At 61.1% G+C, this 26,958-nt stretch carries 25 protein-coding genes; 10 read left to right on the top strand and 15 right to left on the bottom strand.

Features of this window, described 5'->3' with window-relative positions; translation table 11 throughout:
* From BLU35_RS25995 to BLU35_RS26030, 8 genes are all read right to left on the bottom strand, one after another.
* Window positions 1-1,050 (bottom strand): S-(hydroxymethyl)glutathione dehydrogenase/class III alcohol dehydrogenase (locus BLU35_RS25995; protein ID WP_093235083.1); only part of this gene is annotated, 1,050 nt, incomplete at its 3' end.
* 47 nt (window positions 1,051-1,097) lie between these two features.
* Complete coding sequence (locus BLU35_RS26000) at window positions 1,098-1,784, bottom strand: ABC transporter permease (RefSeq protein WP_093235084.1); 687 nt, start codon at window positions 1,782-1,784, stop codon at window positions 1,098-1,100.
* Between the two features lie 3 nt (window positions 1,785-1,787).
* Window positions 1,788-2,495: an ABC transporter permease gene (locus BLU35_RS26005; RefSeq protein WP_093235085.1), complete on the bottom strand. Its 708-nt coding sequence runs from the start codon at window positions 2,493-2,495 to the stop codon at window positions 1,788-1,790.
* A gap of 98 nt (window positions 2,496-2,593) precedes the next feature.
* Entirely contained in the window at window positions 2,594-3,391 is a 798-nt protein-coding gene (locus BLU35_RS26010; protein WP_093235086.1) for a transporter substrate-binding domain-containing protein, read from the bottom strand.
* A gap of 78 nt (window positions 3,392-3,469) precedes the next feature.
* On the bottom strand, window positions 3,470-5,434 hold the full coding sequence (locus BLU35_RS26015) for a DUF2817 domain-containing protein (protein ID WP_093235087.1): 1,965 nt from the start codon (window positions 5,432-5,434) through the stop codon (window positions 3,470-3,472).
* A gap of 119 nt (window positions 5,435-5,553) precedes the next feature.
* On the bottom strand, window positions 5,554-6,663 hold the full coding sequence (gene hisC, locus BLU35_RS26020; RefSeq protein ID WP_286161632.1) for a histidinol-phosphate transaminase: 1,110 nt from the start codon (window positions 6,661-6,663) through the stop codon (window positions 5,554-5,556).
* Window positions 6,664-6,721: 58 nt separating this feature from the next.
* Window positions 6,722-7,822 (bottom strand): 2Fe-2S iron-sulfur cluster-binding protein, encoded by a 1,101-nt coding sequence (locus tag BLU35_RS26025; RefSeq protein ID WP_093235089.1) that lies wholly within the window; start codon window positions 7,820-7,822, stop codon window positions 6,722-6,724.
* 12 nt (window positions 7,823-7,834) lie between these two features.
* Window positions 7,835-8,881, bottom strand: coding sequence for an aromatic ring-hydroxylating dioxygenase subunit alpha (locus tag BLU35_RS26030; protein WP_093235090.1), 1,047 nt, complete (start codon window positions 8,879-8,881; stop codon window positions 7,835-7,837).
* 124 nt (window positions 8,882-9,005) lie between these two features.
* Between BLU35_RS26030 and BLU35_RS26035 the strand changes: the two genes are divergently transcribed.
* A complete protein-coding gene (locus tag BLU35_RS26035; protein WP_093235153.1) occupies window positions 9,006-9,944 on the top strand; it encodes a LysR family transcriptional regulator in 939 nt (312 codons plus the stop codon).
* A gap of 167 nt (window positions 9,945-10,111) precedes the next feature.
* Here BLU35_RS26035 and BLU35_RS26040 read toward each other — a convergent pair whose 3' ends face one another.
* Both BLU35_RS26040 and BLU35_RS26045 read right to left on the bottom strand, forming a co-directional pair.
* On the bottom strand, window positions 10,112-10,462 hold the full coding sequence (locus BLU35_RS26040; RefSeq protein WP_353615048.1) for a ProQ/FINO family protein: 351 nt from the start codon (window positions 10,460-10,462) through the stop codon (window positions 10,112-10,114).
* A 341-nt stretch (window positions 10,463-10,803) separates the two neighbouring features.
* A complete protein-coding gene (locus BLU35_RS26045; RefSeq protein WP_093235091.1) occupies window positions 10,804-11,754 on the bottom strand; it encodes a LysR family transcriptional regulator in 951 nt (316 codons plus the stop codon).
* Window positions 11,755-11,859: 105 nt separating this feature from the next.
* Between BLU35_RS26045 and BLU35_RS26050 the strand changes: the two genes are divergently transcribed.
* Together BLU35_RS26050 and BLU35_RS26055 are read left to right on the top strand one after the other, a co-directional pair.
* A complete protein-coding gene (locus BLU35_RS26050) occupies window positions 11,860-12,612 on the top strand; it encodes an SDR family oxidoreductase (RefSeq protein ID WP_093235092.1) in 753 nt (250 codons plus the stop codon).
* A gap of 35 nt (window positions 12,613-12,647) precedes the next feature.
* A complete protein-coding gene (locus BLU35_RS26055; RefSeq protein WP_093235093.1) occupies window positions 12,648-13,250 on the top strand; it encodes an NADPH-dependent F420 reductase in 603 nt (200 codons plus the stop codon).
* Window positions 13,251-13,456: 206 nt separating this feature from the next.
* Here the strand turns inward: BLU35_RS26055 and BLU35_RS26060 are convergent, their stop codons facing one another.
* Complete coding sequence (locus BLU35_RS26060; protein WP_093235094.1) at window positions 13,457-14,077, bottom strand: FMN-dependent NADH-azoreductase; 621 nt, start codon at window positions 14,075-14,077, stop codon at window positions 13,457-13,459.
* 396 nt (window positions 14,078-14,473) lie between these two features.
* Between BLU35_RS26060 and BLU35_RS26065 the strand changes: the two genes are divergently transcribed.
* Complete coding sequence (locus BLU35_RS26065) at window positions 14,474-15,082, top strand: TetR/AcrR family transcriptional regulator (protein ID WP_093235095.1); 609 nt, start codon at window positions 14,474-14,476, stop codon at window positions 15,080-15,082.
* A 117-nt stretch (window positions 15,083-15,199) separates the two neighbouring features.
* On the opposite strand, the gene BLU35_RS26070 is transcribed toward BLU35_RS26065, so the two are convergent.
* A complete protein-coding gene (locus BLU35_RS26070) occupies window positions 15,200-15,892 on the bottom strand; it encodes a TetR/AcrR family transcriptional regulator (protein ID WP_286161633.1) in 693 nt (230 codons plus the stop codon).
* 340 nt (window positions 15,893-16,232) lie between these two features.
* Here BLU35_RS26070 and BLU35_RS26075 point away from each other — a divergent pair, with 340 nt between their 5' ends.
* Both BLU35_RS26075 and BLU35_RS26080 read left to right on the top strand, forming a co-directional pair.
* Entirely contained in the window at window positions 16,233-16,439 is a 207-nt protein-coding gene (locus tag BLU35_RS26075) for a hypothetical protein (protein WP_093235096.1), read from the top strand.
* A 66-nt stretch (window positions 16,440-16,505) separates the two neighbouring features.
* Window positions 16,506-17,045 (top strand): Pycsar system effector family protein, encoded by a 540-nt coding sequence (locus BLU35_RS26080; protein ID WP_176907444.1) that lies wholly within the window; start codon window positions 16,506-16,508, stop codon window positions 17,043-17,045.
* 102 nt (window positions 17,046-17,147) lie between these two features.
* Here BLU35_RS26080 and BLU35_RS26085 read toward each other — a convergent pair whose 3' ends face one another.
* Window positions 17,148-17,777 carry a TetR/AcrR family transcriptional regulator gene (locus BLU35_RS26085; RefSeq protein WP_093235098.1) on the bottom strand — a complete coding sequence of 210 codons (630 nt, stop codon included), beginning with the start codon at window positions 17,775-17,777 and terminating at the stop codon, window positions 17,148-17,150.
* A 199-nt stretch (window positions 17,778-17,976) separates the two neighbouring features.
* On the opposite strand from BLU35_RS26085, the gene BLU35_RS26090 reads away from it, so the two are divergent.
* The 4 genes from BLU35_RS26090 (at window position 17,977) to BLU35_RS26105 (ending at window position 24,487) form a co-directional block, all read left to right on the top strand.
* Window positions 17,977-19,041, top strand: a complete 1,065-nt coding sequence (locus BLU35_RS26090; protein WP_093235099.1) for an efflux RND transporter periplasmic adaptor subunit — start codon at window positions 17,977-17,979, stop codon at window positions 19,039-19,041.
* Between the two features lies 1 nt (window position 19,042).
* Entirely contained in the window at window positions 19,043-20,140 is a 1,098-nt protein-coding gene (locus BLU35_RS26095; RefSeq protein ID WP_093235100.1) for an efflux RND transporter periplasmic adaptor subunit, read from the top strand.
* A complete protein-coding gene (locus BLU35_RS26100) occupies window positions 20,137-23,187 on the top strand; it encodes an efflux RND transporter permease subunit (protein WP_093235101.1) in 3,051 nt (1,016 codons plus the stop codon). Before BLU35_RS26095 ends, BLU35_RS26100 begins: the two co-directional genes overlap by 4 nt.
* Before the next feature lie 217 nt (window positions 23,188-23,404).
* Entirely contained in the window at window positions 23,405-24,487 is a 1,083-nt protein-coding gene (locus BLU35_RS26105; protein ID WP_093235155.1) for an alpha/beta hydrolase, read from the top strand.
* 172 nt (window positions 24,488-24,659) lie between these two features.
* On the opposite strand, the gene BLU35_RS26110 is transcribed toward BLU35_RS26105, so the two are convergent.
* Complete coding sequence (locus BLU35_RS26110) at window positions 24,660-25,721, bottom strand: OmpP1/FadL family transporter (RefSeq protein ID WP_093235102.1); 1,062 nt, start codon at window positions 25,719-25,721, stop codon at window positions 24,660-24,662.
* A 202-nt stretch (window positions 25,722-25,923) separates the two neighbouring features.
* Entirely contained in the window at window positions 25,924-26,934 is a 1,011-nt protein-coding gene (locus BLU35_RS26115) for a fumarylacetoacetate hydrolase family protein (RefSeq protein ID WP_286161635.1), read from the bottom strand.
* Window positions 26,935-26,958 lie beyond the last annotated feature (24 nt).

Consider the following 26,958-nt stretch of genomic DNA (forward strand, 5'->3'; position numbering starts at 1 on the left):
GGTGTGGGTGATCATCGGATCGATCTCGATCTTGCCCTCCATGTACCAGTCGACAATCTTCGGCACGTCGGTGCGGCCGCGCGCGCCGCCGAAGGCGGTACCCATCCAGCTGCGGCCGGTGACGAGCTGGAACGGCCGGGTGGAGATCTCCTGGCCGGCGCCAGCAACGCCGATGACGACCGACTTGCCCCAGCCGCGATGCGAGGCCTCGAGCGCCTGGCGCATCACCTTGGTGTTGCCGGTGCAGTCGAAGGTGTAGTCGGCGCCGCCGATCTGGTCGGCCCCACGTTTCGTCATGTTGACGAGGTAGGGCACGATGTCGTCGCCGACCTCCTTCGGGTTGACGAAGTGGGTCATGCCGAAGCGTGTCCCCCAGGCCTTCTTGTCGTTGTTGAGGTCGACGCCGATGATCATGTCGGCGCCGGCAAGACGCAGGCCCTGGATGACGTTGAGGCCGATGCCGCCGAGACCGAAGACGATCGCGGTCGCGCCCATCTCGACCTTCGCCGTGTTGATGACCGCACCGATGCCGGTGGTGACGCCACAGCCGATGTAGCAGATCTTGTCGAAGGGTGCGTCGGGGTTGACCTTGGCAACGGCGATCTCGGGCAGCACCGTGTAGTTGGCAAACGTCGAGCAGCCCATATAGTGGTGGATGTTGTCCTTGCCGATCGAGAAGCGCGAGGTGCCGTCCGGCATCAGGCCCTGGCCCTGGGTCGAGCGGATCGCGGTGCACAGATTGGTCTTGCGCGACAGGCACGACGGGCAGGAGCGGCACTCGGGCGTATAAAGCGGAATGACGTGATCGCCCTTCTTCACCGAGGTAACGCCCGGGCCGACGTCGACGACGATGCCGGCGCCTTCATGACCGAGGATGGCCGGGAACAGGCCTTCCGGATCGGCACCAGAAAGCGTGAAGTCGTCCGTGTGGCAGATGCCGGTGGCCTTGACCTCGATCAGCACTTCGCCGGCCTTTGGGCCTTCGAGCTGAACCGTCATGACCTCGAGCGGCTTGCCTGCCTGAACGGCAACGGCGGCGCGTACATCCATTATATTTCTCTTTCTCTTGAGGTTTTCAGCCTGTCTTGCGGTGAGGCCTATCGGGGCAAGTAGCGTGTGAGACGGGCTTCGAGGAGCCGGATGAGGGTGATCAGCACCAGGTTGATCAGCAGGTAGAGCAGGCCGGCGATGGCGAATATTTCGAGGATTGCATAGGTCTGGCTCATCAACCGCTTTGCATGGCCGGTGATCTCCAGAACGGTAATGGTGGAGGCGAGGCTCGTTCCCTTGACGACGAGGACAAGCTCGTTGCCATAGGCTGGCAAGGCTTGCCGGATGGCGAGGGGAAACGTGATCCGGCGAAAGCGCAGGAGTTGCGACATGCCGCAGGCCTGCGCAGCTTCGACGAGCCCTGCCGGAATGGACATGAGGCCGCCCCGCAAGATCTCCGATGTATAGGCAGCGGTGTTGAGCGCGAGTGCCATGACCGCGCAATGGGCGCCATCACCGACCACCCACCAGAGCACAGGATTGTCCCGAACGAAGGAAAGCTGGCCGAGGCCGTAGTAGAAGAGGAAGAGCTGTACCAGCAGGGGCGTGCCGCGAAAAACGGTGCTGTAGCCTTTGGCAAAACTGCTCATGGCCCTGTTTTTCGATAGGCGCATGACCGCAAGCGCCAGGCCGAGGTTAAAGCCAATGGCGACCGAGGTGATCGTCAGGATCGCGGTGAGCCATAGTCCCTTGGCGAGGGTCGGAACTGCGAGGAAAACGAGTTCGAAATCCATGACCTATTTCCTCGTACGGGGGCGCAGAAGGCGTTCGATCCAGTCGAAACCACCCTGGCTGACCAACGTGATCGCGAGGTAGACGAGAGCGGCGATGAAATAGAAGATGAAGGGATGGCGGGTGGAGCCCGCGCCGACAAACGCGGCTCTCATCAATTCCTGCAGGCCGACCACGGAGACGAGCGCGGTGTCCTTGATCGTGGTCTGCCAGACATTGTTCATGCCGGGAACGGCGATCCGCAGCATCTGCGGCGCGATAATGCGGCGAAAGATCCGCCTGCCGGGAATCCCGAGTGCGCGCGCCGCCTCGATATGCCCGCTCGGAATGGCTGCCAGCGCACCTCGCACGACTTCTGTCGAATAGGCCCCCGATATGGCGGCGATTGCGACGACCGCGATGGTGAAGGCGTAACCGTTGCCGGCCAGTCCCTCGTAGCCGAACGCCGCAGCCACTCGGGCCACGAACTCGACGGAGGAAAAAAAGAGGAGATAGATGATCAGAAGTTCCGGCACGCCGCGCACGACCGACGTGTAGAAGTCCACTGCCAGTGTCAGCGGGAAAATCCGGGCCCACTTAATCAGGCCACAGCCAACGCCGATGACAGCGCCAAATGCCATGCTCGCCATGCCAAGGGCGATGGTGATTGCCGCTCCGCGCAGGATTGCCGATATCCAGCCGCTGTCCCATACCTGCCAAAGTCCAAGTTCCATCGAGCCCGCCCAACCTATGCATTGTCCTGTCGGATGAAGCCTCCCGAGAAAGGATCGACCTGCCGGCCTTTCATTCTCCCGGGAGGGTGCAGTTGCCCTTAGTGGCAGGGACGGGAGATGTCCGTCTTGAACCAGGTCTGGCTTGCCTTGCCGATCGAGCCGTCGGCGACCAATTCGCAGAGCGCCTTGTCGATACGGGCCTTCAGTTCGGTGTTCTCCTGCGCGATGCCGACGCCGATGCCCTCGCCGAGTGTGGGGTCGAAGGTGCTCAGCACCTTGACGTCGACGAACTGGAAATCCTTGCCGTCGGGGCGTCCCAGGAAGTCCTGGAGCGCGGATGAATCGGCGAATGCGGCCTCGACGCGTCCGCTGGCGAGGTCAATCTGCATCTGGTCGAGAGTGTCATAGGTCTTCAGGACGGCGGAGGAAGCCCGCTTTTCCATGAAGTGCGCATGGGTCGTGCCGGCCTGGACACCGACCGTACGGCCGTCGAGCGCTGTCAGCAGCGTCTCGATGTCCTTGACGCCAGCAAGATCGGAATCCTTTTTGACCACGAACATGTTGGCGAGTTCCGCATAGCCGACCGAGAAGTTGATCTGCTTCTTGCGCTCGGCGGTAATCGACATGCCGGAAATGATGATGTCGAAACGTTTGGCCTTCAGCGCCGGAATGAGACCGTCGAAGGCCTGCACGACAAAGTGACACTTCACTTCCAGTTTGGCGCAGAGCAGGTTTCCGACATCCGCGTCGAAACCGGTGACGTTGCCGGCGGCGTCAGCCATGCTCCACGGCGGATATTCGCCCTCCGTGCCGATCGACAATTCTCCCTCGGCGGCGTGGGCCGCGGTGAGGCCGGTGGCGAAGATCGTGGCGAGCAATAGACTTTTGAGCATCATGTTTTGGTTCCCCTTGCTGAGCGTTCTTGTTGGCTCCCGTTCCGGGAAGGGCCCCGGACAGGTGATGACGGCGGGCTGTCAGAACGTACGGGCCAGGAACTGGCGCATGCGTTCGGAGCGCGGGTTGGTGAAGACATCCGCCGGGGCACCCTCTTCCTCCACCTTTCCCTGGTGGAGGAAGAGGATCTTGTGCGAGACCTCGCGCGCGAACTGCATTTCGTGCGTCACGAGGATCATCGTATTTCCTTCTTCGGCCAGCTGCCGGATGACGCGCAGGACCTCGCCGACCAGCTCGGGATCAAGCGCGGAGGTCGGCTCGTCCAGGAGGATGAGCTTCGGGCGCATGGCGAGCGTGCGGGCGATGGCGGCGCGCTGTTGCTGGCCACCGGATAGCTGCCCGGGATATTGCGAATGTTTGTCGGAAAGGCCGACCTTCTTCAAAAGCGCGTGGGCGTGATCGACAGCCGCCCGTCGCTCCTCTTTCAGGACGTGCATCGGCGCCTCGACGATGTTTTCGAGGACCGTCATGTGTGGCCAGAGATTGAAGTTCTGGAACACCATGCCGACGCGCGAGCGGATACGCTCGACCTGGCGGATGTCGGCAGGTGCAGCACCGCCGTCCGGCGTCTTCTTCATGCGGATTTCTTCGCCGTCAATGACGATGCGCCCGTCGTTCGGTTGCTCGAGCAGATTGATGCAGCGCAGGAAGGTGCTTTTCCCCGAGCCGGAAGAGCCGATCATCGACACGACCTCGCCTGGCTGTGCAGAGACACTGACGCCGTTGAGCACGGAGAGGGGACCGAAGCGCTTGTGGATATCGTGCACCTCGATCGCCGGTCTCTCGTCAAGCCTTGGGCCGCCAGCCTCCGGATGGGTGACGACGATGACAGCGGCTGCGGCGGGGACGGTTTTTTCGGGTCGCGCGCCGCCTAATGCCTTGAGATCGGCGAAGGCGCGGTCGAAGTGGCGCAAGGATGTCTCAAGACAGGCGCGCTGCCAGTCGGCGTCTTCGGGAATGAAGGCGGCGAACAGGTCCTTCTTGATTCGGTCGCCGAGTGGCGTATCGATCTTGCCGAACAGGTGAAGCCAATTGTCCGCCTGGACCGCATCCGAGACCGCGGCGCCGTCGAGGGTACCGCATTCAACGACAAGCGGCAGGACGCGCGCCTTCGGTAGCGCGCCGCGCACGGCGGCCGAGACGTAGCCTGTGGCTGTCGCCGCGATGCCGGTATCCGTCGTTGCATTCTCGCCGGTCACGACGACCGAGAGCGCGGGGCCGAAGATGCGCCGGCCCCATTCCAGACCGGCGTGCTCGCTCTCGGCGACCGAGAGGAGGGCGGGGTAGCCGTAAGGCCCTGCACCTGTGTGCAGGTCGAAGATGACAACCTCGGCCGCCTTCTGTGCGAATGTCGACAGGATCTCGATCAGGGTTCGGTTGGACCAGACCGGACCGTCGCCGCCATAGAACAGGCCGTCCGGAAAGTCGTATTGTCCCGCTTCCACAATCGGAGCGATGCCTGCGTAGCCACCGAGCCTCCGCTTGGCGTCTTCGTATGCCTCGATTGCTGCGTCACGCTCCGGGCCGTCCCAGGCGCGACAGACGAGGGCCCCGTGCAATGCGGCGTAGCGTTCGTTCTTCGGCGGCGCGTTTCGCCAGTCGATGAAGTTGCGATTGAGATCGACATTGTCTTCGTTGACACGCCGCGTCCAAGCCGTGCCCCACGGGTTGATGAGGTGGATCGCCAGAACGGCGGTATCATCAGGAAGTTTCCAAGGGGAATTTTGCGAAAGCCACGCGGTCTGGCAGGCCGAGCCGAAGGGACCTTCGACGCCATGCGTCCCGGAGATCAGTACCATCAGCTTTTCAGCATCATTGCGCCCGAGATAGGCAACGTCAGTCGCTAGGCGCTCTCCCTTCGGACCGTGCAACGGGTGTAAATATTCGACGAGGCTAGCGCCAGCGGTGCGCGCGGCGGCGAGAAATCGAGCGCGCAAGGCGGAAAAGTCACCGGTGAAAAGGCCGGATGGCGCTGAAGGGGACATGCGATGGGGCTCCCGGTTTGCTCTGGACAGGCTTGCGTTTCCGCTCATTTGTTCGTTCCCTTGAGGCCGTGCCACGACCCCCTTTTTTGTGTTTTGGCTTGAAGCGCGCGCGGCAGCCGTCACGGCCTGGCGAGGCTGCGAAGCGCATCCAGAAAGCGGTCGTTTTCCAAGGGAGTGCCGATCGTCACACGGATGAAGGTGTTGTAACCTTCCTCCTTCCATGGCTTGACGATGATCCCCTTTGACAGGAAGTGATCGAACGCGATCCGGCTTTCCCGCCCGACGTCGATGAACAGGAAGTTCGTCTGCGACCTGGCCGTTGAAAGCCTCATGGCGGCCACAGCGTCGGCGACGCGCGCCCTCTCGTGTTTCAACCTCGCGACCGAAGACCGCATCCAGGCTTCATCCGCAAGCGCTACGACGGCTGCGACCTGCGCGGCGGCATTGACGTTGAACGGCGTCTTGGCGGCGCTCACCGCCCGGGCGAGCCGGACATCGGATGTCACGGCATAACCGACCCGCAGGCCTGCAAGCCCATACGCCTTGGAAAAAGTCCTGAGCACCACCCAGGAGAGGTTCGTCGCCGAGAGCGCGGCAAGGCCGTCGGGCGTGTCTTCGTCCGTGAACTCGAAATACGCCTCGTCGAGCACGAGAAGCGTTTCATGCCTGACTGCCGCGAGAATGCGCGTCAGCCCCTCGTGATCGAGCGCCGGACCGACCGGATTGGACGGCGAGGAGAGGAAGAAAATCGCCGGCGCGCGCTCGAGCATGGCGATGATCGCCGGTATGTCGAAATCGAGATCCGGCCGCATACCGACCTTCTCGACGCTTGCGCCATTGGCAAGCGCCTCGATCTCGTGCAGCCCAAAGCCGGGACAGACCGTTGCCACGAAGGCACCGGGACGCAGCACGGCGCGACAGATTGCGGCGATCATCTCCTCCGAGCCGTTCCCGGCGACGATCCGGTCGGGGGAAACGCCGAGCTTTTGGCTGAGCACCGCCCGCAGCGCCGTACAGGCGGGGTCGGAGTAGCGCGAGGGCTCAAGGTTTGCGAGCGCGGCTGTGACACGCGGTGAACAGCCGTCTGGGTTCTCGTTGCTGGCAAGTGCTGCGATGTCTTGCCGACCGCTCTGCCGCCGCGCCGCAGCGATGTTCATGCCCGCGTTGTAGGGCGGAAGGCCGGCCACATGCGGATTGAGCGGGAGCTCGGTATGAAGCGGTTTCGTCACGGATCTTCCTTCAAAGCTTGGACATCTGGATGGCGCCACGGCCATTCGGACAGTGCAGTCAGAGATCGAGCACGATCGAGGACTTTGGCCTGGTGCAGCAGAGCAGCACCCGGCCGTCCGGCACCTGATCGAGAGGCTCCTCGAAGTAGTCGACTTCACCTGAGACGAGGCCCTGCTCGCAGGTGCCGCAGACGCCCGCCCGGCAGGAGAATTCGGGCTCAATCCCCTGCGCTTCCAGGAACGCGAGGATGGAGTCGCTTGCGCTGTCCCAGGCAAGGCTGAGGCCCAATTTCTGCAGTACGACGCAGGGGGCTTCGCCGTCGATCACTGGCTTGGGGGTGAAAGCCATTTTCGATCGCGGCGCGGTCTGAGCGGTCTCCGTCAACAGGCTCGCCGGCCCGAAGAACTCGTAGGCGATGCGCTCCTTGCGCACCCCGAGGCCGGTCAGAATGCCGTAGAGCGCCTGCATGAAAGGTGGCGGCCCGCACATGTAGATGTCGTAGTCGTCGAGCGGCAGAAGGCTCTGAAGCGTGGCGCGCGTCAGGAAGCCCGTTGAATGGCACCGGGCAACCTTGAGATCGGCGCCTTCGGCGAAACGGTAGCAGTAGTGCACGGTGATACCGGGCCTGAGAGCGACGAGATGTTCGACCTCGTCCCGCAGTGCGTGGACGGCTGCACTGTCGCAGGCATGGATGAACCAGACCGGGCGGTTGGTGTCCCTCGCCAGCACATCGAGCATCGAAACTGTCGGCGTCAGCCCGACGCCACCGGAAAGAAGGACGACGGGCCGGGCACTCGCGCTGTCGAGCTTGAAGGCGCCGCGCGGCAGATCGATCTCGACGACCGCACCCGGCTCGATCTCGTCGTGCAGCCAGCAGGAACTCAGACCATCAGGCAGGTCCTGCGCGGGTGCGGCCTCGCGTTTCACGGTGATCCGGTAGGTACCTTCTTCCCGCGGGGAGGAGGAGACCGTGTAGTTGCGCAGGACATGCCCGCCCTTGCGATCGGGAACACGCATCGTCAGGAACTGTCCCGCCTCGAACGACCGCCAGTGGTGGCGTTCGAGTGGGGCAAGGCGGAAAGAGGTGATGGTGGCGCTTTCGCGTACCTTCGAGATGACTTCGAAGGAACGGAAGCGCGAGGCGGCCGCATCGAGCATCCGGACCGCTCCCTACTCGGCTGCGACGCTGGAGGGATCGGTTTTCGTCTCGGCGGCGATCAACTGAGCCAGCTTGCGCCGGAAGCGCATCGGGCCGACGTCGATTTTTAGGTCGAGATTCGGCGTCTGCTGGTTCGCCATTCCGTAATGAACCGCTTCCAGAACGACGCGGTCCTCTTCGAAAGCGCCGCGCACGGACTTAGCAAAACTCTCGGAAACCTTGACGTCATCAGGCGCAAAGTTGCGCATCTGGAACCAGTAGTACTTGGTCCGGTTTTGATCGACCGGAGTCATGAAGTTGTAGCTGTCCATCAGGAATGTATTTTCCGGCAGCGCGCGGCCTTCGCCGCCGGTATGGGCGGGCGCGAAGATCGCCTTGATGATCGCGTTGCTCGGATAGCGCACCTCATAGTGCTGCTTGCGGTCGGTGTTGCCCTTGAACTGCAGGAAGGGCGCATAGAACGGGGCCGGTTCGGAATCGATCATCCAGCGCCAGACGGTGACGCCGTCATCTTTCACGGTCGTCTCAAGCGGCGTTTCCTCGCAGGCGGAGCTGGCGAAGGACGACTGGTGGACCCAGGCGACATGGGACGGATCGAGCAGGTTGTCCGTCATGTAGAGATAATTGCAGTTCAGCGTCATCGACTCGCCGCGATTGATGCCCCAGGCGGGGTCGCCGAAATGCTCGACCTCAAAGATATCCTTCGGATCCGCCTTGTCGGCATCTCCCATCCAGACCCAAAGCAGGCCGTATCGCTCATGGATCGGGTAGGAACGCACCTTGGCGACATGCGGGATCCGCTCGGCCCCCGGCACGCGTGTGCAGATGCCTGAACAGTCGAAGGTGAGGCCATGGTAGCCGCATTCGACGTCGTCGCCCTTGATGCGCCCCATGGAGAGCGGCAGCTTGCGATGGGGACAGGCATCCTCGAGCGCGGCGGCCTTACCGTCCTGCTTTCGGTAGAGGACGATGTTTTCGCCGAGCATCGTGACGGGCTTCAACTCTCGGTCGACCTCGTGATCCCAGGCTGCGACATACCAGGCGTTCTTGAGAAACATTTCGCTCTCCTTGCGTTTTGTTAAGCGAATGTTCGACGTTTTTTATGTGCCAACAAGTTGCCAGCGCCTGCGTTCTTTTTTAGATTTTCTAAATTGGAGCGAATGGCTGAAGGAGTGCTTTACGATGCCGAACCCGTCCTTGCGCGGCTTGCAGGCCTTTGAGGCGATCGGACGATGTGGCACTGTCACAGCTGCGGCGGAGGACCTCGGCGTCTCGCCGGGCGCCGTGAGCCAGTTGGTGCGAAACCTGGAGCACTGTCTTGGCCTGACGCTATTGGAAAGGCGTGGACGCCGCGTTGAGCTTTCTTCCTGGGGCCGGTTGTACTATCGGGAAGTCGCCAAAGGCTTCCAGCAGCTCTCCCATGCTGCCAATGTTCTCACCCGCGCGCGCAACGAGACCGGGATCGTTCTGAGCGCGCTGACGTCGGTCGCCAACAAGTGGGTCAATCGCAAGATCTTCGACTGGCAAACGCTCTGTCCGGAATCGAGCGTCCGCATTCTCGGGCAGGAACAGGAGCCGCGCATCGGTGCCGATCAAGTGGATTTCCGTATTACCTACGGCCGGCGCTCCTATGTGCATGAGCACGTGGCCACGTTGTTCACGGACTGGATGGTCCCTGCCTGCTCGCCGATGCTGCTCGCCGGACGCAGCCTTGAAACGCCGCGCGATATCCTGACGTTTCCGCTCCTCCATGTGGAATGGGAGGCGGACTACAAGGCTTCTCCGCAATGGAACGACTGGGCAACCCTGGTGCACGCCGATGGGGCTAAGAAGTTCTCCGGCCTCTCCTTCACCTTGTCGAGCAGTGCGATCGACGCGGCCGTGAACGGCAGGGGGTTCGTTCTTGCGCAAGTCTCCATGATCAAGGATGAGATCGCCTCTGGATCTCTGGTTGTGCCCTTCGACATTCGTATGAAACTACCCGAAAGCTATTATCTCGCCTGGGATCGGGCCGCCCTCGAAAAGCCGTTTGGACAGAAGTTTCACAAATGGTTGCTTGGGGTTGCTAGACAGCAAGACCAAATGTCAGCTCCAGGCCCTCGTTCGAACCGGCTAACATGAGAATTTAGTCTCAATAAGAGTCTTGTCTGCCCTCGGCTGGGGCGTGGTGGGCGGTTCGATTCCGTTCAAGAGCATCGATTTATTTTCGTGGTGGGCGCCGTCTCAATGAAGGCCCTGGCAATCCCCCTGCAGCTGCTGTTCGGGCGCCCAGGGAGGCTGCTACTTGTCTAGCGCGAGGTGTCCTTCAGCTTGAGGAGGCCAGCGCGGATCACGTCCGACTTTGACGCCGGGGTGGGGAGGGGAGGTGCCGACTTTGGATTGTGTGATCCATCGCGCGCCTTGAAACCCTCGTACTTCTGGTTTGCATCCGACCTGTCGCCGTCCGATACAGGACCGACCGGTGTACCATTGATGTCGTGGCGGACGGATCCGGGTCGCGCGACCGCAATCTGATAGCTCCGCGAATGCACATAAGTTGCCATCGCCTTGCGCAGAGCCGTGACGCTGAATTCCGGTTTCAGGAGAGGGCGGATTTCATTCCAGAGCCCGAGTGCAAAGGGTCGGATCGGGTCGCCAATCTAGGCTGGAAGAACTGCGATCGGCCGAGTGAGAAGAGCGTTGATGGCCTCGATTTTGGCGACCTCTCGTTCACGTGCCAGAACCGGGCTGGAGTTATCTCGCGGAGATTTTGTCGTCGGTGACTTTTGACGCATCGCAACCCGAGCCAATCCAGGAATGTCATCGCTCCAGGATATGTCATTCGACATCACGAACCAACAACATCAGCTCGGTTCCAGAGGAATTATAGCTTGAACGCCGGAACGCAAGCACTGCGAGCGTTCTATGTCGTGCGCGAGAATCCTTATCTTCGAAGTGCCGGATCTTGGAGATGACAGCCGGGAAGTTGGGGTAGCAGCTGCTACGTTCGAACATTCCGATGCTCCCCTAGGCTCCCTGCAAAACGCTCGGCGAGGCGTTCCCTTTTGAAGGCCTCTGCCACCAGATCGACGAAAGCGCGCGTTTTGGCCGGCAACAGGGTCCGTGAGGCGTAATAGAGTGAAATGGCGCCCGCGTCAGCGTACCATTGCGGGAGAAGGCGAACGAGGATGCCGTTCTCGAGCTCTGGCAGGAGATCGGGCACAGCGAGCATGGCCACGCCGAGACCGAGCCGTGCGGCCTCCCGCATCGCCGCCGGGTCACTGACGACAATGGTTTCTGGCAAAAGCGCCGTCATCTCGGTTCCCGCCGCGTTGCGCATCGCCCAATGACGGATGCGGCCGGTTCTGAGCGACCGCATCACGATGCCATCGAATTGCGAAAGCCCGGTGGGATCGGTTGGCGGCGTGCGTTTCGCCATATAGCCAGGCGAAGCGACGGCGATGATGTGGGCAGGTGCCAATGTCCGGGCGACAATACCCGGAGCCAGATCGAAGCCCCCGCCGATGGCCGCGTCATAACCTTCGGCGGCCAGATCGACCGAGCGGTTCTCAAAATGCCATTCCGGCCGGATGAGCGGGTATCTGCGCAGCAGTTCCGGTAGCAGCGGCAGGATGTGGGTGACGCCGAAGGTGGGGCTCAAGCTGACCTTCAGCACGCCCATCGGCTCGGGAGCGCCAGATGAAACGTCGGTGATCGCCGCTTGCAGGGCTTCAAGATTGCCGCCGATCAACTGGAGGAACCGTTCGCCCGCTTCTGTCAGCACGAGCTTGCGGGTGGAGCGCTGGAATAGCCGCACACCCAGGTTCCGCTCCAGCATCGCCACGTTGCGGCTGACGGCGGCCGGTGTCAGGGCCATGCGCCGCGCGGCCTCCGAGAAACTGGAGGTCTCGGCGCTTTTGACGAAGCTTTCGAGGTTGGCCAGCGTTTCCATATCACCTTCAACTATCACTTGAAGTCAGATCAAAGCATTACCGACTAATCCGGAGGAAATAAACAGGACATCTTCACTCCATCGAAACCCCACGGAGTGAAGACAATGAATCAGAACACCCATCCCGTTGCTGGCAAGGTTGCTCTCGTCACCGGCGGTTCGCGCTCGATCGGCGCAGCGATTGCGAAGAAGCTTGCCGCCGACGGCGCGGCGGTCGCGGTCACTTACAGCGCATCGCCCGACAAGGCGGCCCAGGTCGTGGTCGACATCGAGGCCGCGGGCGGCAGGGCCCTTGCCATCGAGGCCGACGCCGGCAACCCGGACGCCGTTCGCGCTGCCGTGGCGAAGGCCGTGGAGACGTTCGGCGGGATCGACATTCTCGTCAACAATGCGGGGCTCGGCCTCGGCGGGCCGATCGAGGATATAGCCTTCGAAACCTATGAGCGGATGATCGCGGTCAACGTCACCGGCGTCTTCGTCGCGACGCAGGAGGCGGTGCGCCGCATGAAGCCCGGCGGGCGGATCATCCATATCGGCTCGTCGATGACACGTTATGCTGCGTTCCCGACGGCCTCGCTCTATACGCTGACCAAGGGCGCGATCACCGGCTTCAACCGCAGCCTCGTACGCGATCTCGGCCCGAAGGGCATCACCGTCAACACGGTTCACCCGGGTCCGACCGATACGGACATGAATCCGGCGGACGGCCCGGTCGCCAAGATCGTCGGTTCCGGCATGGCGATCGGCCGCTATGGCCAGCCCACGGAGATCGCCAGCGTCGTCGCCTTCCTCGCAAGCCCCGAAGCGGCCTTCGTCACCGGCGCGGACATCGTCGCTGATGGCGGCTTGACCGCCTGATGCCGCGACACTCGACCCCAGAAAGGACAATCGCCATGAACAGCATCGGCATCATCGGCGCAGGCAATATCGGTCGCGCCTTCGCGACGGCCCTTGCCAAAAACAACATCCGCGCCACGCTTGCCAACAGCCGGGGCCCGGAAAGCCTGAAGGACGTTGTCGCGGCGATTGGCCCGACCATCGAGGCCGGCACACGCGAGGACGCAGCGTCGAAGGACATCGTCCTCGTCGCGGTCAACTGGTCGAAGCTGCCGGCGGCGCTTGCCGGCCTGCCGGATCTCGGCGGCCGCGTCGTTGTCGACGCCAACAACCCCATCGAAGCACCGCTGTTCAAACCTGCCGAATTGAACGGCCGGCTGTCCAGCGAGGTCTTCGCCGGCATGGTGTCGGGTGCCCGCGTGGTGAAAGCCTTCAATCACCTGCAGCCGCACCTGCTTTCCGGCGATCCCCGAGCCGAGGGCGGCCGGCGCGTCCTGTTCTATTCCGGCGACAACGCCCAGTCCAAGGCGCAGGTCGGCGCGCTGATCGACCGGCTCGGCTTCTTCGGCATCGACCTCGGACCGATCTCGATCGGCGGAACCCTCGTCCAGTTTCCGGGCGGTCCTTTGCCGGCTCTCAATCTGGTGAAGTTCGGCTGAAGAGGCATCGACAGATCCCACGTTAAAGCTGTCGTCGGCGAACGGTTGAAACCGTTTCGCCGACGACGGCGGTGTTGCCGTTTTCTCTGAAGACCAAGCCGAGATTGGCCTTTCCTTGCAACGGCAAGCATAGAGGCGCAGTCGCCGCCTTCACGGGCCTTACGGCGTGAATTGTCCGCTTATGTTCGCTACCCCGACGGCAGGACTTATGCCACCTTTAGGGCGGCAACCTGTGCCTCTGCCTCCTTCAGCGACGACTTGCGCTGCTCGGAACTTACGTTGACCCCGTCGGCAGCGATGACCTCAGGATTGGCTATACCGATGAAAGCCAGCACGCTCTTCAGATAACTCAGCGTGTGCTCGAAGTTCTCGGCTGGTGAACCCGGTCCGTAGAAGCCGCCCCGCGCCAACGCTATGATGACGCGCTTGTTGCTCACCAAGCCTTCGGGTCCCTTTTCGGTGTACCGGAACGTCTTGCCCGGGACCGCGATGCGATCAATCCACGCCTTCAGTTGGCTGGGCACGCTGAGATTATACTGGGCTACGCCGAGAACGACCGTGTCGGCTGCTAGAAACTCTTCCAGAACAGCTTCGCCAAACTCAAGGTCGGCCCGAAGCGCGGCATCGTGGCTGGCTTCCAAGCCTCCCCTGACCACGGCTACGTAGTTGCCCGAGAGGTGCGGGATGGGCTGAGCTGCAAGGTCGCGATAGACCATGTCTACGCCAGGATTGAGATTCTTGAGGCGTGCGACCACAGCCGCCGAAAGCGCTCGGCTGACGGAGTTTGCGCCGAGAATACTGGAATCGAGATGCAGAAGGGATGGCATCGATGAACCTCACGCATGGAATTTGCAGGAATGAAAATGAGCGAGAGGGAAGTCTCGATCAACATAAAGGAACTTAAAAGTCATTTCGACTATATAGTCAATATGAAAATTCGCTGGTTCTTGACAGTTTGAAGTGGGCTCGCGCCGGCTTTTGATCGCCTCAAACAGCGAGAGTGTTGATGATACCGAAGATTTCAGTTGCGATATCGTCGGTGATCCGCAGCATCCGCCGCAGCGATTTTCGCGGTTCCCCCTTTCAGAACGCCTTGGCCTGCTGGCATCCCTCGATTGGGTGGTGGCCGCTTCGCCGTGGGTGAGCGAGTCAAGATCAAGTTTAATTGAGCACAATAGTCAAAATGACTATATGATCATAACGAGCGCGGAGCAGGTTGACGAATGGCAAAGATAAATTTGGAGCGCCGGGCGAAGATCGGGCGCGAACGGCGGGCGAGGACGCACGCGCAAATCGTCGAAGCGGGGACGATGTTGCTCGCGGAAGAGCCCGCCAAAACCCTCACGGTGGACGCTGTTGCAGAAGCAGCAGGCCTCGCAAAGGGCACCTTTTATTATCACTTCCAGAACATTGAGGAGTTGGTTTCTGCGGTAAGTGTACAACTCGGCCGGAGTTTCGACGACGTGCTGGCGCCCGCCCGGACCGAGATGAGAGACCCTATCGCGCGCCTGTCCTTCGCCTTCACACAATCCCTGGAAAAAGCGATTTCAGACCCTGGCTGGGCGCGGTTGGTAGTTCAGACCTCGCAAACCCGGAGCGAGTTCGGCCGCAGTATTCGCGACAGTCTCAAAGACGAGATTGCTGAGGCGATTGCGCAAGGGCGTGTGACAGTGCAGGACCCGCAACTGGCTGCGGACATTATCGTTGGAATTTGGCTGCAGGTGACCCGTGGCACTATCGAGCGCGTCGCCCCACCCGAATTGTCCAGCCAGGCTCTGGAGGCGGCACTTCGGGCCATCGGGAGCGCCCGACCCAAGAGCCCGAGTCCTTGAGCGGTTCTGGCGAAGTTCCGTGTCGGCATGATAAGCATATCCCATGCCAACCACCTAGTGAATCTGCCCTCTCAAAACACTCCGAAAACGCGACTTTTGGTTCGCACCCGTATGCGTTTAGTGCGTCGCGCTTCGCGCGGGCGCGTCCTGCATGGGAGTGGCTGGTAAGCGCACAAGGACAGACTTGGCCTCCTGAGCATTGAGGCCGATCGCGCGCAGAATCGCGCTGATGGCAGCGTCACGGTCGATCGAGGACAGCCTTCCTTCGCCGATCGCGCGCAAGATCTGGAGCATGATTCCGACGACAATCTCCAGTTTCAGCTCTGCAGACACTCCGTCGTCCGGCAATGCCTTTGAGAACTGCTGCAGGTCTTCGAAGAGGCGGCGGCGGGCTATCTCGCCACCCTTCGGAGCTGCCGCCGCCAGTCTGGCGACAACGCTGGCCCATAGAGGGTCTTTGAGAGCGTTGTCGATGAATGAGTAACACCCGAAGGCAATCTTTAGAGCAGGGTCCGTGAGGGACCCCCGACCCGGCTGCAGCAGTTCGTCGAAGGACTGCACCAGTTCCTCCGCGACCGCTGCGGTCACTGCCTCCAGGCTGTCGAAATGAACGTAGAAGGTTCCCTTGGCAACGCCGGCTTCTTTGACCAAGTCATCCACCGTGACAGATTCCACCGCCTGCCTAGCAAACAGCGAATTGGCGGCAGCAACAAGCTGCGCTCGAGTTCTCGCGCGCTTTTCACGCCCGATTTCGGCGCGTCGGATCGGATCGATTTTGGCCACGGTACAGACAACCTGAAAACTTTTCATGCAAATAGGTCATATTGACCAGAATGTCCAGTTATCACCCCGATGCGATGACCCCACTAAGGGAGGGGCAGCACCGACTTGTTCTGTGCGATCGTGCGGCCGCAGCCGTCGTAAAGCTGCCGGCAAACCCAGTGCGCACGACGTATCATCATCGAAGAACCCGTATTCCCGGCGCTTGGCTAGGCGAGGAGAGAGCTCCGTATCGTACAAAAGCGCAATTCTCATATTGACGTTAATGTCGAATTGACGTAATAGTCAATTCGACGGTCAAGTTCGGTCAGGCGTAGGCCCTCTCATCGTCAAACCCTTAAAACCTCGAACTTTTCGAGCGGAGGCTTTCATGCGCCCGTCGTCCGGTCAGTTTCTTTGTGTCTGTGTTGCCAGCCTTTGTCTCTCTCGCACTTGCGAAAGCATCGGCGTCGCAGTCGCGACCATCCTGACACTGGTCTTCCTGCCGACCTTCTATGTCGCCGAGAACTCCTTCTGGGAGACAGGAGCGGCAAATTCGGGTCCGCTCGGTGCGCCTGCTCTCGCACTCTTGCGCTGAGGGGGAACAGCCGTGCTGGAGATACCAACACCTCTCCTTTACCACTTTCTTCGATCGGATGCCCCGATGCATGCCGCGCCGAGTGAGAACAAGCGCGATTATGTCGACAGGATGCTGCTTGCCGCATTGCAGGAAACGCAAGTGACGGCGCGATCCTATGACACTAAGGCGCAGATCGTTGGCGCCGGCTACATCCTGGCGCTCAATCTCGTGCTGCATTTCGGCGATCTTCTGCCGACGCGTGCACCGCTTGGCCCGCTGTTCTTCGCCGTGGTCTGGGGTGTTGTCATTCTGCCAATCCTGCAGTTCGGGCAAGTGCTCTATCCGAGCCGAACCCGCGCAGAAAAGGACCTGCTCGGGAAAACGTCCAGTGCTTCCGACCAGCGCGTCTACTATGTCGAGCCCGACACATTTGCCGATCTCAAAGACTTCGTCCGAGAGGCACTGAAGTCCGACTGGACTTCGGTGCTCGGCGCCGAGTTACTCAAAACATCTCGCGTCAGGATCATCAAACAGGTGCGCTTCCGGCGGGGTCTTATGATGGCCGTCGTGTCTTTCATCGTGCTCGGAGGCGAGCAGTTTATTCGGAGTCTCTCCATCCCCTGAACATACGGCAGCGGGGACGAACCGCCCCGCGTTCGAGTTCACACTGGAAAGTATCGGAGATTTCAATGCGCCTTTAGAGGCTACCGGCAAGAACCAAATGGGCTATGAACGCGGTAACAGTCCATTTAGGGCCAGGTCGAAATGCGCCTCGATGAAGGCAGGCCCATCGATCGGCTTTCGATCCGCAAACATCAGGCGCCACACGGCAACGTGAAGGATCGAACTGGCGACGACGTCGGGAAACTTTGCCGCAGCCCCGTCAAGGAATTCCCCCGATGCGACGCCTTCCTCGACGAGCGTGCGTACGGCCGCAAGCAACGGAGCGATGAACTCGTCATGGTGTCGGTCCACAATGTCGGGGAAGCGCGTCCCCTCGGACAATGACAAGCGTAGGAGTTCTCTTGTTTTCCGATCGTCGGCGATCTTTTCGTATGCCAGGAGCAGGAGGGCCCGTAGCTGGTCCGCCGCCGAACCTTCGAGCGTGCCGACAGAAGCCAGCAGATCCGTGAACGGCGTCGACATGTGGCGGAACATTTCCTCGAAGAGAACGTCCTTCGTCGGGAAATAGAGATAGACGGTGCCCTTCGTCACCCCGAGGCGGGCTGCAACGTCTTCCACCCGCGTAGCCGCGTATCCCTTGACGGTGAATTCCTCGAACGCGGCCTCGAGGATCTCCTGAGGGCGCCTGGCTTTTTGTTCCGCCCGCGAGGTCTTCTTTTCGGTCTTTGTCATCGCGTTTTCATTTCCTGTTGGATTGGACCGGTTGTTCGAATCGCCTGGTTGCAAGCTGTCCTAGCAGGTTAGCCCGGGAATAGGCGGCTCGCCCTTCGGCAACCGACCATTCCCGACTTACCCAATATAATTGACTAACCCGTTAGTCAGTGATACTAGCGCATCACTCTTTTGATTGCAAACCGCTGTGGAGAAAAACATGCAGCCCTTTCGTTTGATTGGAATTGGTCTCGCCTGCGCCTATCTCGCCGCCTGCGAAGACAAAGCCGAAGTGGCCGCGCCACCGCAGCAGGTTCGGGCGGTTCGCGCGTCTGCGGCCGAGTATCAACCGGCCGCAGAGATCACCGGCGAGGTCAAGGCACGGATCCAATCCGATCTGTCCTTCCGCGTCAGCGGCAGGGTTATCGAGCGTCTCGTCGATGTTGGATCGCATGTGAGTGCCGGCGACGTCCTCGCTCGTCTCAACGACACCGAACAACGGGCCGATGTGGAGGTCGCCCGCGCTGGGCTTGAGTCGGCACAGGCGATCGTCAAGCAAAAGGCCCTTACGTTCGAACGGTATGACGCGCTATTGCGCTCGCGCTCGATTGCTCAGGCGACCTTCGATCAGGCTGACAAGGAACTGCGGACGGCACGAGCTTCACTGGACGCTGCTGAAGCGGCGCTGACGACGGCCGAGGACGCATTGTCGCACACCGAGCTGAAAGCCGGCTCGGGGGGGATCATCACCGCGCGCGAGATCGAAGTAGGCCAGGTGGTTTCCGCGGCGCAGCCTGCATTAACTCTCGCCCATGACGGCCCCCGCGACGCCGTTTTCGACGTGTTCGAGGCTTTCTTTCTGGAAGGACGGCCGCTCGCGCAGGTCGGTGTCGCACCGGTCGGGGATCGCGCGCTCGAAACTCAAGCGACCGTCAGGGAGATCGCTCCTTTCATCGACACGAGAACCGGAACGATCCATATCAAGGTGGCGCTTCCGGAAGATGCGCAATGGCCGCTTGGCACGCCGCTTGTCGGTGAATTCCGTTCGCCGTCACGCAAGGGGATTGTCCTGCCCGCCGGCGCGATCACCTCCGCGATGGGCACGCCCGCCGTGTGGCGCATCAACCCCGTGAAGAACTCCGTCTCGCTGCAAAAGATCGCAGTCGCTAAGTACCGGCAAAGCGATCTGATCGTGGCCGACGGGATCGCTCCGCAAGACCTGATCGTCACAGAGGGCGGAAAGTTCCTCAAGCAAGGCCAAGTCGTGGCCTGGGAGGGTAAGTAAGATGGTTGCTTACCGTCCCCAAGTCTCGTTTTCACTCCTTGCAGCGCTCGCGATTCTTGCCGGCTGTGATCAGGATGCCGGCGCAGGTGAGATCACGAGGCCGCGGCCGGTGAAGTCCGTTGCGGCGAGCGCAGCACACGCGGAGTTAGTGCGCCTGCCCGGGATCGTCCAGGCCAGGGTTGAGACCGGTCTTGCATTCCGAACCTTGGGACGCGTCGTGTCGCGCAAGGTAAATGTCGGCGACCTCGTACGCGCCGGCGATGTCGTCGCTGAAATCGATCCGCTTGCTCTTGAGCTTGCGGTCCGCAGCGCCGAGGCCGATCTGCGCAACGCTGAAGCGCAGTTCGAGAACGCCTTGTTGACGCAGGACCGCAAGCGGAGACTTGCCTCGACGAGCGCCGCGAGCACCGCGGATCTGGACCTTGCCGATCAGGCACTGAAATCGGCCTGGGCCGGCGTCGGCAAAGCAAATGCCAGCCTGGAGAAGGTACGCGAGCAGCTTGGCTATGCTGTGTTGAAGGCCGAGTTCGATGGTGTTGTGACTGCGACCTGGGTCGAAGTCGGACAGACGGTAACTGCCGGTCAGCCTGTCCTGAAGCTTGCGCGTCTTAATCAGCGCGACGTAGTCGTCGACGTTCCCGAAACGTATCTACAATCGCTGCGTCTGGGGGACCGAGCGGACATTGTCCTCCAACTCGATGACGCGCTGCGGACCTCCGGCGTCTTGCGCGAAATTGGCCCGCAGGCGGATGCCGGTACTCGTACTCATAGGCTGAAAATCGCCATCGATCAGGCGCCGGAGGTCTTCCGGCTGGGATCGGTAGTGACCGCGGCACCAGCTGACGTCCGGCAAGGGGCGGCGATCGGCGTACCGGCAACGGCCGTCGTCAAGAAGGACGGCGCCGACCGTGTCTGGGTGATTGACCCGGAGACACACACCGTCTCGCTCAGAAGTGTGCGGCTCGACAGCCCCTCCACCGACATCGGTTCCGTCGCGGTCCTCTCCGGGCTCAAGGACGGAGAAGAGGTCGTCGTCGCCGGCGTGAACGAACTTGCCGAGGGGCAGAGTGTGAGAACTGAACAGGATAATCGCCCGTGAACAAATTCAATCTTTCAGATTGGGCCCTCGAGCACCGATCGCTCGTCTGGTATTTCATGATCATCTTCGCAGTGGCGGGAGCTTTTGCCTATCTGAGCCTTGGCCGAGAAGAGGATCCATCCTTTACAATCAAGACGATGGTGATCCAGGCACAATGGCCTGGCGCCTCTGCCCACGAAGTGACGCAGCAGGTTACCGACCGCATCGAAAAGAAGCTCCAGGAAGTCAACAATCTCGAACACACCCGCAGTATCACGACCGCCGGCCAGACGATCGTCTTCGTCGATCTGTTGCCGGAGACGAATGCGCAGGATGTAAAGCCCACCTGGTCGCGGGTGCGCAACCTGATCGACGACATCAAGCACGACTTCCCCCAGGGCGTGGTCGGGCCGTTCTTCGATGACCAGTTCGGCGATGTCTACGGCAATATCTTTGCATTGACCAGCGACGGGCTCAGTCACAGGGAGTTGCGGGACTTCGCCGAGGACGCCCGCACCCAGATCCTCAAGATTGCGGACGTCGGCAAGGTCGACATCGTCGGCGCGCAAGACGAGGTCATCTATCTCGAATTCTCCACCCGCAAGATCGCGGCCCTCGGCCTTAACCGCGCCGACATCATTTCCACGCTGCAGGCGCAGAACGCGGTCACCCAGTCGGGTTTCGTTCAGACAGGACCGGAACGCGTCGCATTGCGGGTCGGAGGACGCTTCATCTCCGAAGACACCTTGCGTGGGATCAACCTCCGGGTAAACGACCGGTTCTTCCCGCTGACGGACGTCGCCACGATCACCCGCGGCTATGTCGACCCGCCGACGTCGCTCTTCCGCTTCAAGGGAAAACCGGCCATCGGTCTTGCGATTGGCATGAAGACGGGCGGCAACCTGCTTGCCTTCGGTGAATCGCTCGAAAAGACGATGGCCGCGATCGTTCAGAATCTCCCCGTCGGGGTCTCGGTCGAACAGGTATCCGACCAGCCGAAAGTCGTTCACGAGGCCGTGGGAGGCTTCACGAAGGCCCTGTTCGAGGCGGTCGCCATCGTGCTCGCGATCAGTTTCATCAGCCTCGGGTTCCGGGCAGGCTTGGTCGTGGCGATCGCGATCCCGTTGGTTCTCGCTATCACCTTTATGGTGATGCTCTATTCAGGCATTTCACTGCAGCGAATCTCGCTCGGTGCGCTCATTATCGCACTCGGTCTTCTCGTCGACGACGCCATGATCGCAGTCGAAATGATGGTGGCACGGCTGGAAATGGGTGACAGTCTCAGGAAGGCCGCCACCTACGTCTACACGTCCACGGCCTTTCCGATGCTGACCGGGACGCTTGTGACCGTCGCGGGCTTCATACCGGTCGCCTTCAATAAGAGCAGCGCCGGGGAATTCACCTTCACCCTCTTCGTCGTCATCGCCGTATCGCTCGTCGTCTCCTGGATCGTTGCCGTCCTGTTCACGCCTCTCATCGGCGTTACCTTGCTGCCGAAAACCATGAAGAAGCATGCCGAACACAAGGGCCGGTTCGCGAGGGCATTCTCGAGCGTGCTGCAGTTTTGCTTGCGCTGGCGCTGGATGACGATCATCGCGACCGTTCTCCTCTTCGCAGGTTCGCTCGCAGGTCTGACATTGGTGCCACAGCAGTTCTTCCCAAGCTCTGACCGGCCGGAACTGATCGTTGACTGGAACCTGCCGCACAACAGCTCGATTGCCGAAACGAGCCGTCAAATGGCTCAGTTCGAGCGCGAGATGCTGGCCGGCAACCCTGCGGTCGATCACTGGTCGACATATGTCGGAAGGGGCGCGCCGCGCTTCATCCTTTCCTTCGACGTGCAGCCGGCAGACGTTTCCTTCGGTCAGACCGTTATCGTCGCCAAGGAGCTCGACGCCCGCGACAAGCTGAAGCAAGAAGCGGAAGCTTACCTCCAGAAGACTTTTCCCGGAACTGACGCTTACGTGAAGCTGCTGGAAATCGGACCACCGGTCGGCAAGCCCATTCAGTATCGCGTGTCCGGGGACGACCTCCAGACGGTGCGCGACCTGGCACAGAAGCTGGGGTCTGTCATCGGCAGCCATCCTTCGCTCAAGAATCTCGCCTTCAACTGGAATGAACCGGCGCGCGTCGTAAAGATCGACGTGCTGCAGGACAAGGCGCGACAGCTCGGTGTCTCGTCTCAGGACATCGCCATGGCGCTCAACACCGTCGTACAAGGTGATGCGGCAACGCAGGTCCGGGACGACATCTATCTGGTCGATGTCGTCGGTCGCGCCTCGGAAAAGGAGCGCGGCTCGATAGACACGCTGCTCGACCTGCAACTGCAGAGCAGCAGCGGTCAGTCGGTTCCCCTCTCATCGGTCGCAACGTTCCGTTACGAGCTCGAACAGCCGACGATCTGGCGACGCGACAGGGTCCCGACCATCACGATCAAGGCCGGAATCAGCGATACGACGCAGCCGGCGACCATCGTGAAGGCGCTCGCCGACAAGGTTGCGGAATTCGAAAAGACGCTGCCGGTTGGCTATTCCGTTGCAGTCGGCGGCGCGGTCGAAGAAAGCGCCAAGTCGCAGGGTCCGATCGCCACGGTGGCGCCGGCCATGCTCCTTATCATGGCGACCCTGCTGATGATCCAGCTTCAGAGCTTCCACAGGCTCTTCCTGGTCTTCTCGGTTGCCCCTTTGGCGCTGATTGGTGTCGTCGCGGCGCTGTTCATGAGCAATGCGCCGCTCGGCTTCGTCGCCCTTCTGGGCGTGCTCGCCCTCGTCGGCATTCTCATTCGCAACTCGGTGATCCTGATCGTGGAAATCGAGGAATTGCGAGCCGCGGGAAAGTCGCCCTGGAAGGCGGTGGTGGAGGCGACCGAACACCGAATGCGGCCAATCATGCTGACGGCCGCAGCCGCGACCCTGGCGCTGATCCCGATCTCGCACGAGATATTCTGGGGACCCATGGCCTATGCAATGATGGGCGGGATCGTCGTGGGCACGGCACTAACGCTCCTGTTCCTGCCGGCGCTCTATGTCGCCTGGTTCCGGATACCGCGTGAGATCGAGCAGAACTGACATGACAATTTCCAGACTCTCATTCTCCGGGCGAGGTTTCGCCCGGGGGCCGCAACGAAGTGCCCGGTCGCGCCGAATCGCTGCAATATGTGCGTTTCCGCCGCGGGCGCTTGCTTCCCTTATTGTGTTAAGTGTCCTTGCCTCCGGCTGCGCGACCCGGGTGGAGAACGTCCTTCAGCCTCAGCAGGTGGCAGCCAGCGACGCCAGCCGGGTGAACATGCTGGTGGCGACGACGCGAAGGCCATCCGACGATCCCGGTCGCCTCTATTCGGGCGAGCGTGGAACGGCGATCTCGCTTAATAACCTCACCGTCTCCATTCCTCCGGATCGAAACCGCAAGATCGGCGAGGTGCAGTGGCCCTCACGCGTTCCGCCGAATCCGGAAAAGGAGTTTGCAGTCCTTGAAGTCGGCAAGGTTGCAGCGGAAGGGCAGGCTCTCGCATGGTTTCGCAAGAATCGGAACGCCAAGCGGCAGGTGCTCATCTTTGTTCATGGCTTCAACAACACCTATGCCGACGCCGTCTTTCGCTTCGCCCAGATCGTGCACGACTCGGGCACCGATGCGGCACCTATACTCTTCGCCTGGCCATCGCGGGCTCGCGTTTTCGACTACCTCTATGACAAGGAGAGCGCCAACTACTCGCGGCGTGCCTTGGAGGACATGATCCTTCAGGCCACCCGAAGCCCCGATGTCGACGAAGTGACGATTCTCGCCCATTCGATGGGGACCTGGCTCGCGGCGGAGGCACTGCGCGGTGTTGCCATGCGCGAAAAATCGATCCCGGCAAAGATCAAGAATGTCATTCTTGCGTCGCCGGACATCGACATCGATGTGTTTCGCCGGCAGTTTATCGAAATGGGGCCAAAGCGGCCGCATTTCGCGATTCTGACATCCACACGTGACAAGGCGCTAGAGGTGTCGCGCTTCCTGTCGGGCGGAGTTGACCGGGTCGGAGGATCTAATCTCAGACCCTACGCCGCCACCCTCGAGGAACTTGGCGTTTCGATCATCGACACGAGCGGCGTCGCGTCAAACGATCCGCTTGGCCACAATGCCTTTGCCGATAGCCCGGAGATCGTGCGACTGCTCGGCCGGCGTCTGGCCGGCCAATCGCTTTCGGGCGGCGAGGAGACATTCGCGGATCGCGTGGGAGTGGCCGCTGCCAATTTCGCCGGGTCGGCTGCCCGCGTGGCCGTCGCGGCCCCGGTATCGGTCATCAGCGGCGATGCACGCGAAGTGTTGAAACGCGAACTTTCTCCCTCGAACGGGCAGATCGTGGATGGGAGGATCGCGTATTGAGGACAGGTCTGCTTGGCAGACCTGTTTTCTGCCTAGCTGCCTCCATTCATGTTTGGCGCCCCTTAGCGCGCACGGTCGAGATCATGCAGTCGATCTACGGCATGGAAGCCTGCAGAATTCGCGCCAAGCAGAAGACGACGTCGGTACGCGACGCCGTTTCCGGCAGCGAGGATCAAAACGAATACCCCACCTTGACGGCGGCGCTGACTAGATCGTTGTCCGTAAAATTTCCGAATGAACCCGAAGCATCACCGAACTGATAGTAGCTGATGGCGGCCGTTATTTTTGTCTGGCCCTTCGTGTAGATTGCGCCAAGAGTGGGTCCCCACAAGCCGTCGGTTGCGTCGAGTGGCCCTTCAGCCCATACGTCAGTCGAGGGCTCGTATGTCAGAGACGCGAATCCCGACCATTGTTCACTAAACATCTGTGCCACGCCCAGCGTGTAGGTCTTCGTGTCGTTGAAGTGGACGAGCGATCCCAAGGGATAGCCCGGCGGACTGATCGTGTGTTCGCTCCAATCGGCCCAGCGAAACGTCGCGAAGAGCAATGTGGAAAGGCTGATCGGCGCCTGGAGATGGACGTTGACCGACTGCGGGGTCTCGACATCCGTGGTCCCTTGATAGGCACCGGAGGTGTCGAAATCGTAGTCGATCGCGGAATTGTAGGTAACTGCGACCCGGACATGGCTCTCCGGGATTTCAAAGGCCGCCCCGACCACGTAGCCCGCCGCCCAGGTGTCGTCAAAGGTGACGTTGCCAATCCCGGCAGGCACGCCGCCTGCGAAAACTGAGATATCGGTGTCGCCACCCATACGTTGCAGTCTGGGGCCGCCGAAGACGCTGAAACGATCCGTGAGCTTGTAACGCAGCAAACCTGTGACTGCGATCGACTCGACTTTTCCCGACAGACCGGACAGCGGCCCGCTATCATACTCGACTCTGCGTCCATAAGGATTGTCTACAATGACCGCTCCTGAGAATTGTTCGTTGATATCGGCCTTGAAGGCGCCATTGTAGAATGGAACCGAGGGCGCCGTATCGCCGGAAGCAAACGGGGGCCCGACGGCAATGATTTGTCCCCCCACGTTCGGACTGCCAAAGCCGATCCCGAATTCGACGTAGCGTCCCGTCTCGAAGAGGGCTTCATTCGGCTGCCCCAGGAGATCGAAGCCTCCTCCCATCGCCGGTGTGACCAAAAGACAGAACAATCCGGTCGACAAATTAATAGCTTTCATGCGGGTCTCCCTCCTCCGAGACGTGTCGCTTTTCCGCAAAGCCCAAGGAAATGCGCATTGCTCTCTTGCTTGCAGCCCGTGCGCGCTACCGCTGTTCCGGGGCAGGGGTTAGACCAGGAGGTGACACACGAGCCCTTCACACCCCCGCCGATCGGGCAATGGTGCGGGCGGCGACGTCGTGCGCGTCCTGATCCCGCCGAGATCACGCGTCCACGATTGCGAGCAATTGCCTGCCAAAATCGACGGCGCTGTCATCGGTGCGCATTTCGGCACGCATAATGTCGTCCGGTGCGAGGTAACGTGCGTGCGCGGTTGCTTCCTGGACGATCGCTTCCTTCCGCTCCGAATCCTTGAAAAGCTTGGTCGTCAGGATTTGGGCGAGGGGGACGCTCGCTTGCAGGATCACGCCGCCCGGCGTCCCTGTCAGGACCAGATCGCCCGCAGCCAGGTCCATCAGAGACGCAATGTCGTTGAGGCAGGTTTCCGGGCGAAAGACGAAGTCCCGGGAATGGGCCGACTGCCGCAGTTCGTCGTTCAGCCAGAGACGGATCTCAATCCTGTCGAGCAGATCCGCCACCTCGTCCGCTTCGGGAATGACCAGCCACGGGCCACAAGGGCAGAAGGTCCGGGCGCTTTTGCCGCGGAACCACTGCAAGAAGGCTTCACCGAACATGACGTCGCGGGCCGATATGTCGTTGCACAAGACGAGTCCGCCGATGAAATCGCCGAGGGTCTCTCGGGTGACGTGGTCGCCTGCAGTTAGTGGTCGCTTCAGGACAAGCCCAAGTTCCACTTCGTAGTCGAGCATCTGGCATCCTGGCGGCCGGATGACGGGATCGAACGCTCCAGACAGCGAGGAGGCGGCCTTCATGAAGAGCAGGTTCTTCTGGCGTGATGAATGCCCCGATTGATCCGCGTGATCTGCATAATTCAGACCCTGGCAAACGATCTGCGTCGGCGCTGTGACGGGGCTCAGAATGGTTACAGAGCTGATCGGGAAACGTTCAGCGCCTACCCGCGCCTTGAGGTGAGCTGGAGGAAGGCGCAGGATGTCCGCAGTCGAGACGAAGGTGCCTTCGAGCGGCGCGATCTCTTCTTCGTCCAAAATTCCCCACAAGGGTTCTCCACCGATCGCAAATCGGGTCACTTTAACTACCATTTCATTTCCTTTTTTGAGGGGGTCGCTTGGAAAGCGGCTCGAATCTCCGCTCACAGCACTTTGAAGGTCGGAGCGGCG

Origin of the sequence: Sinorhizobium sp. NFACC03, from assembly GCF_900103435.1 — a bacterium.
Taxonomy (GTDB): Bacteria; Pseudomonadota; Alphaproteobacteria; order Rhizobiales; family Rhizobiaceae; genus Ensifer.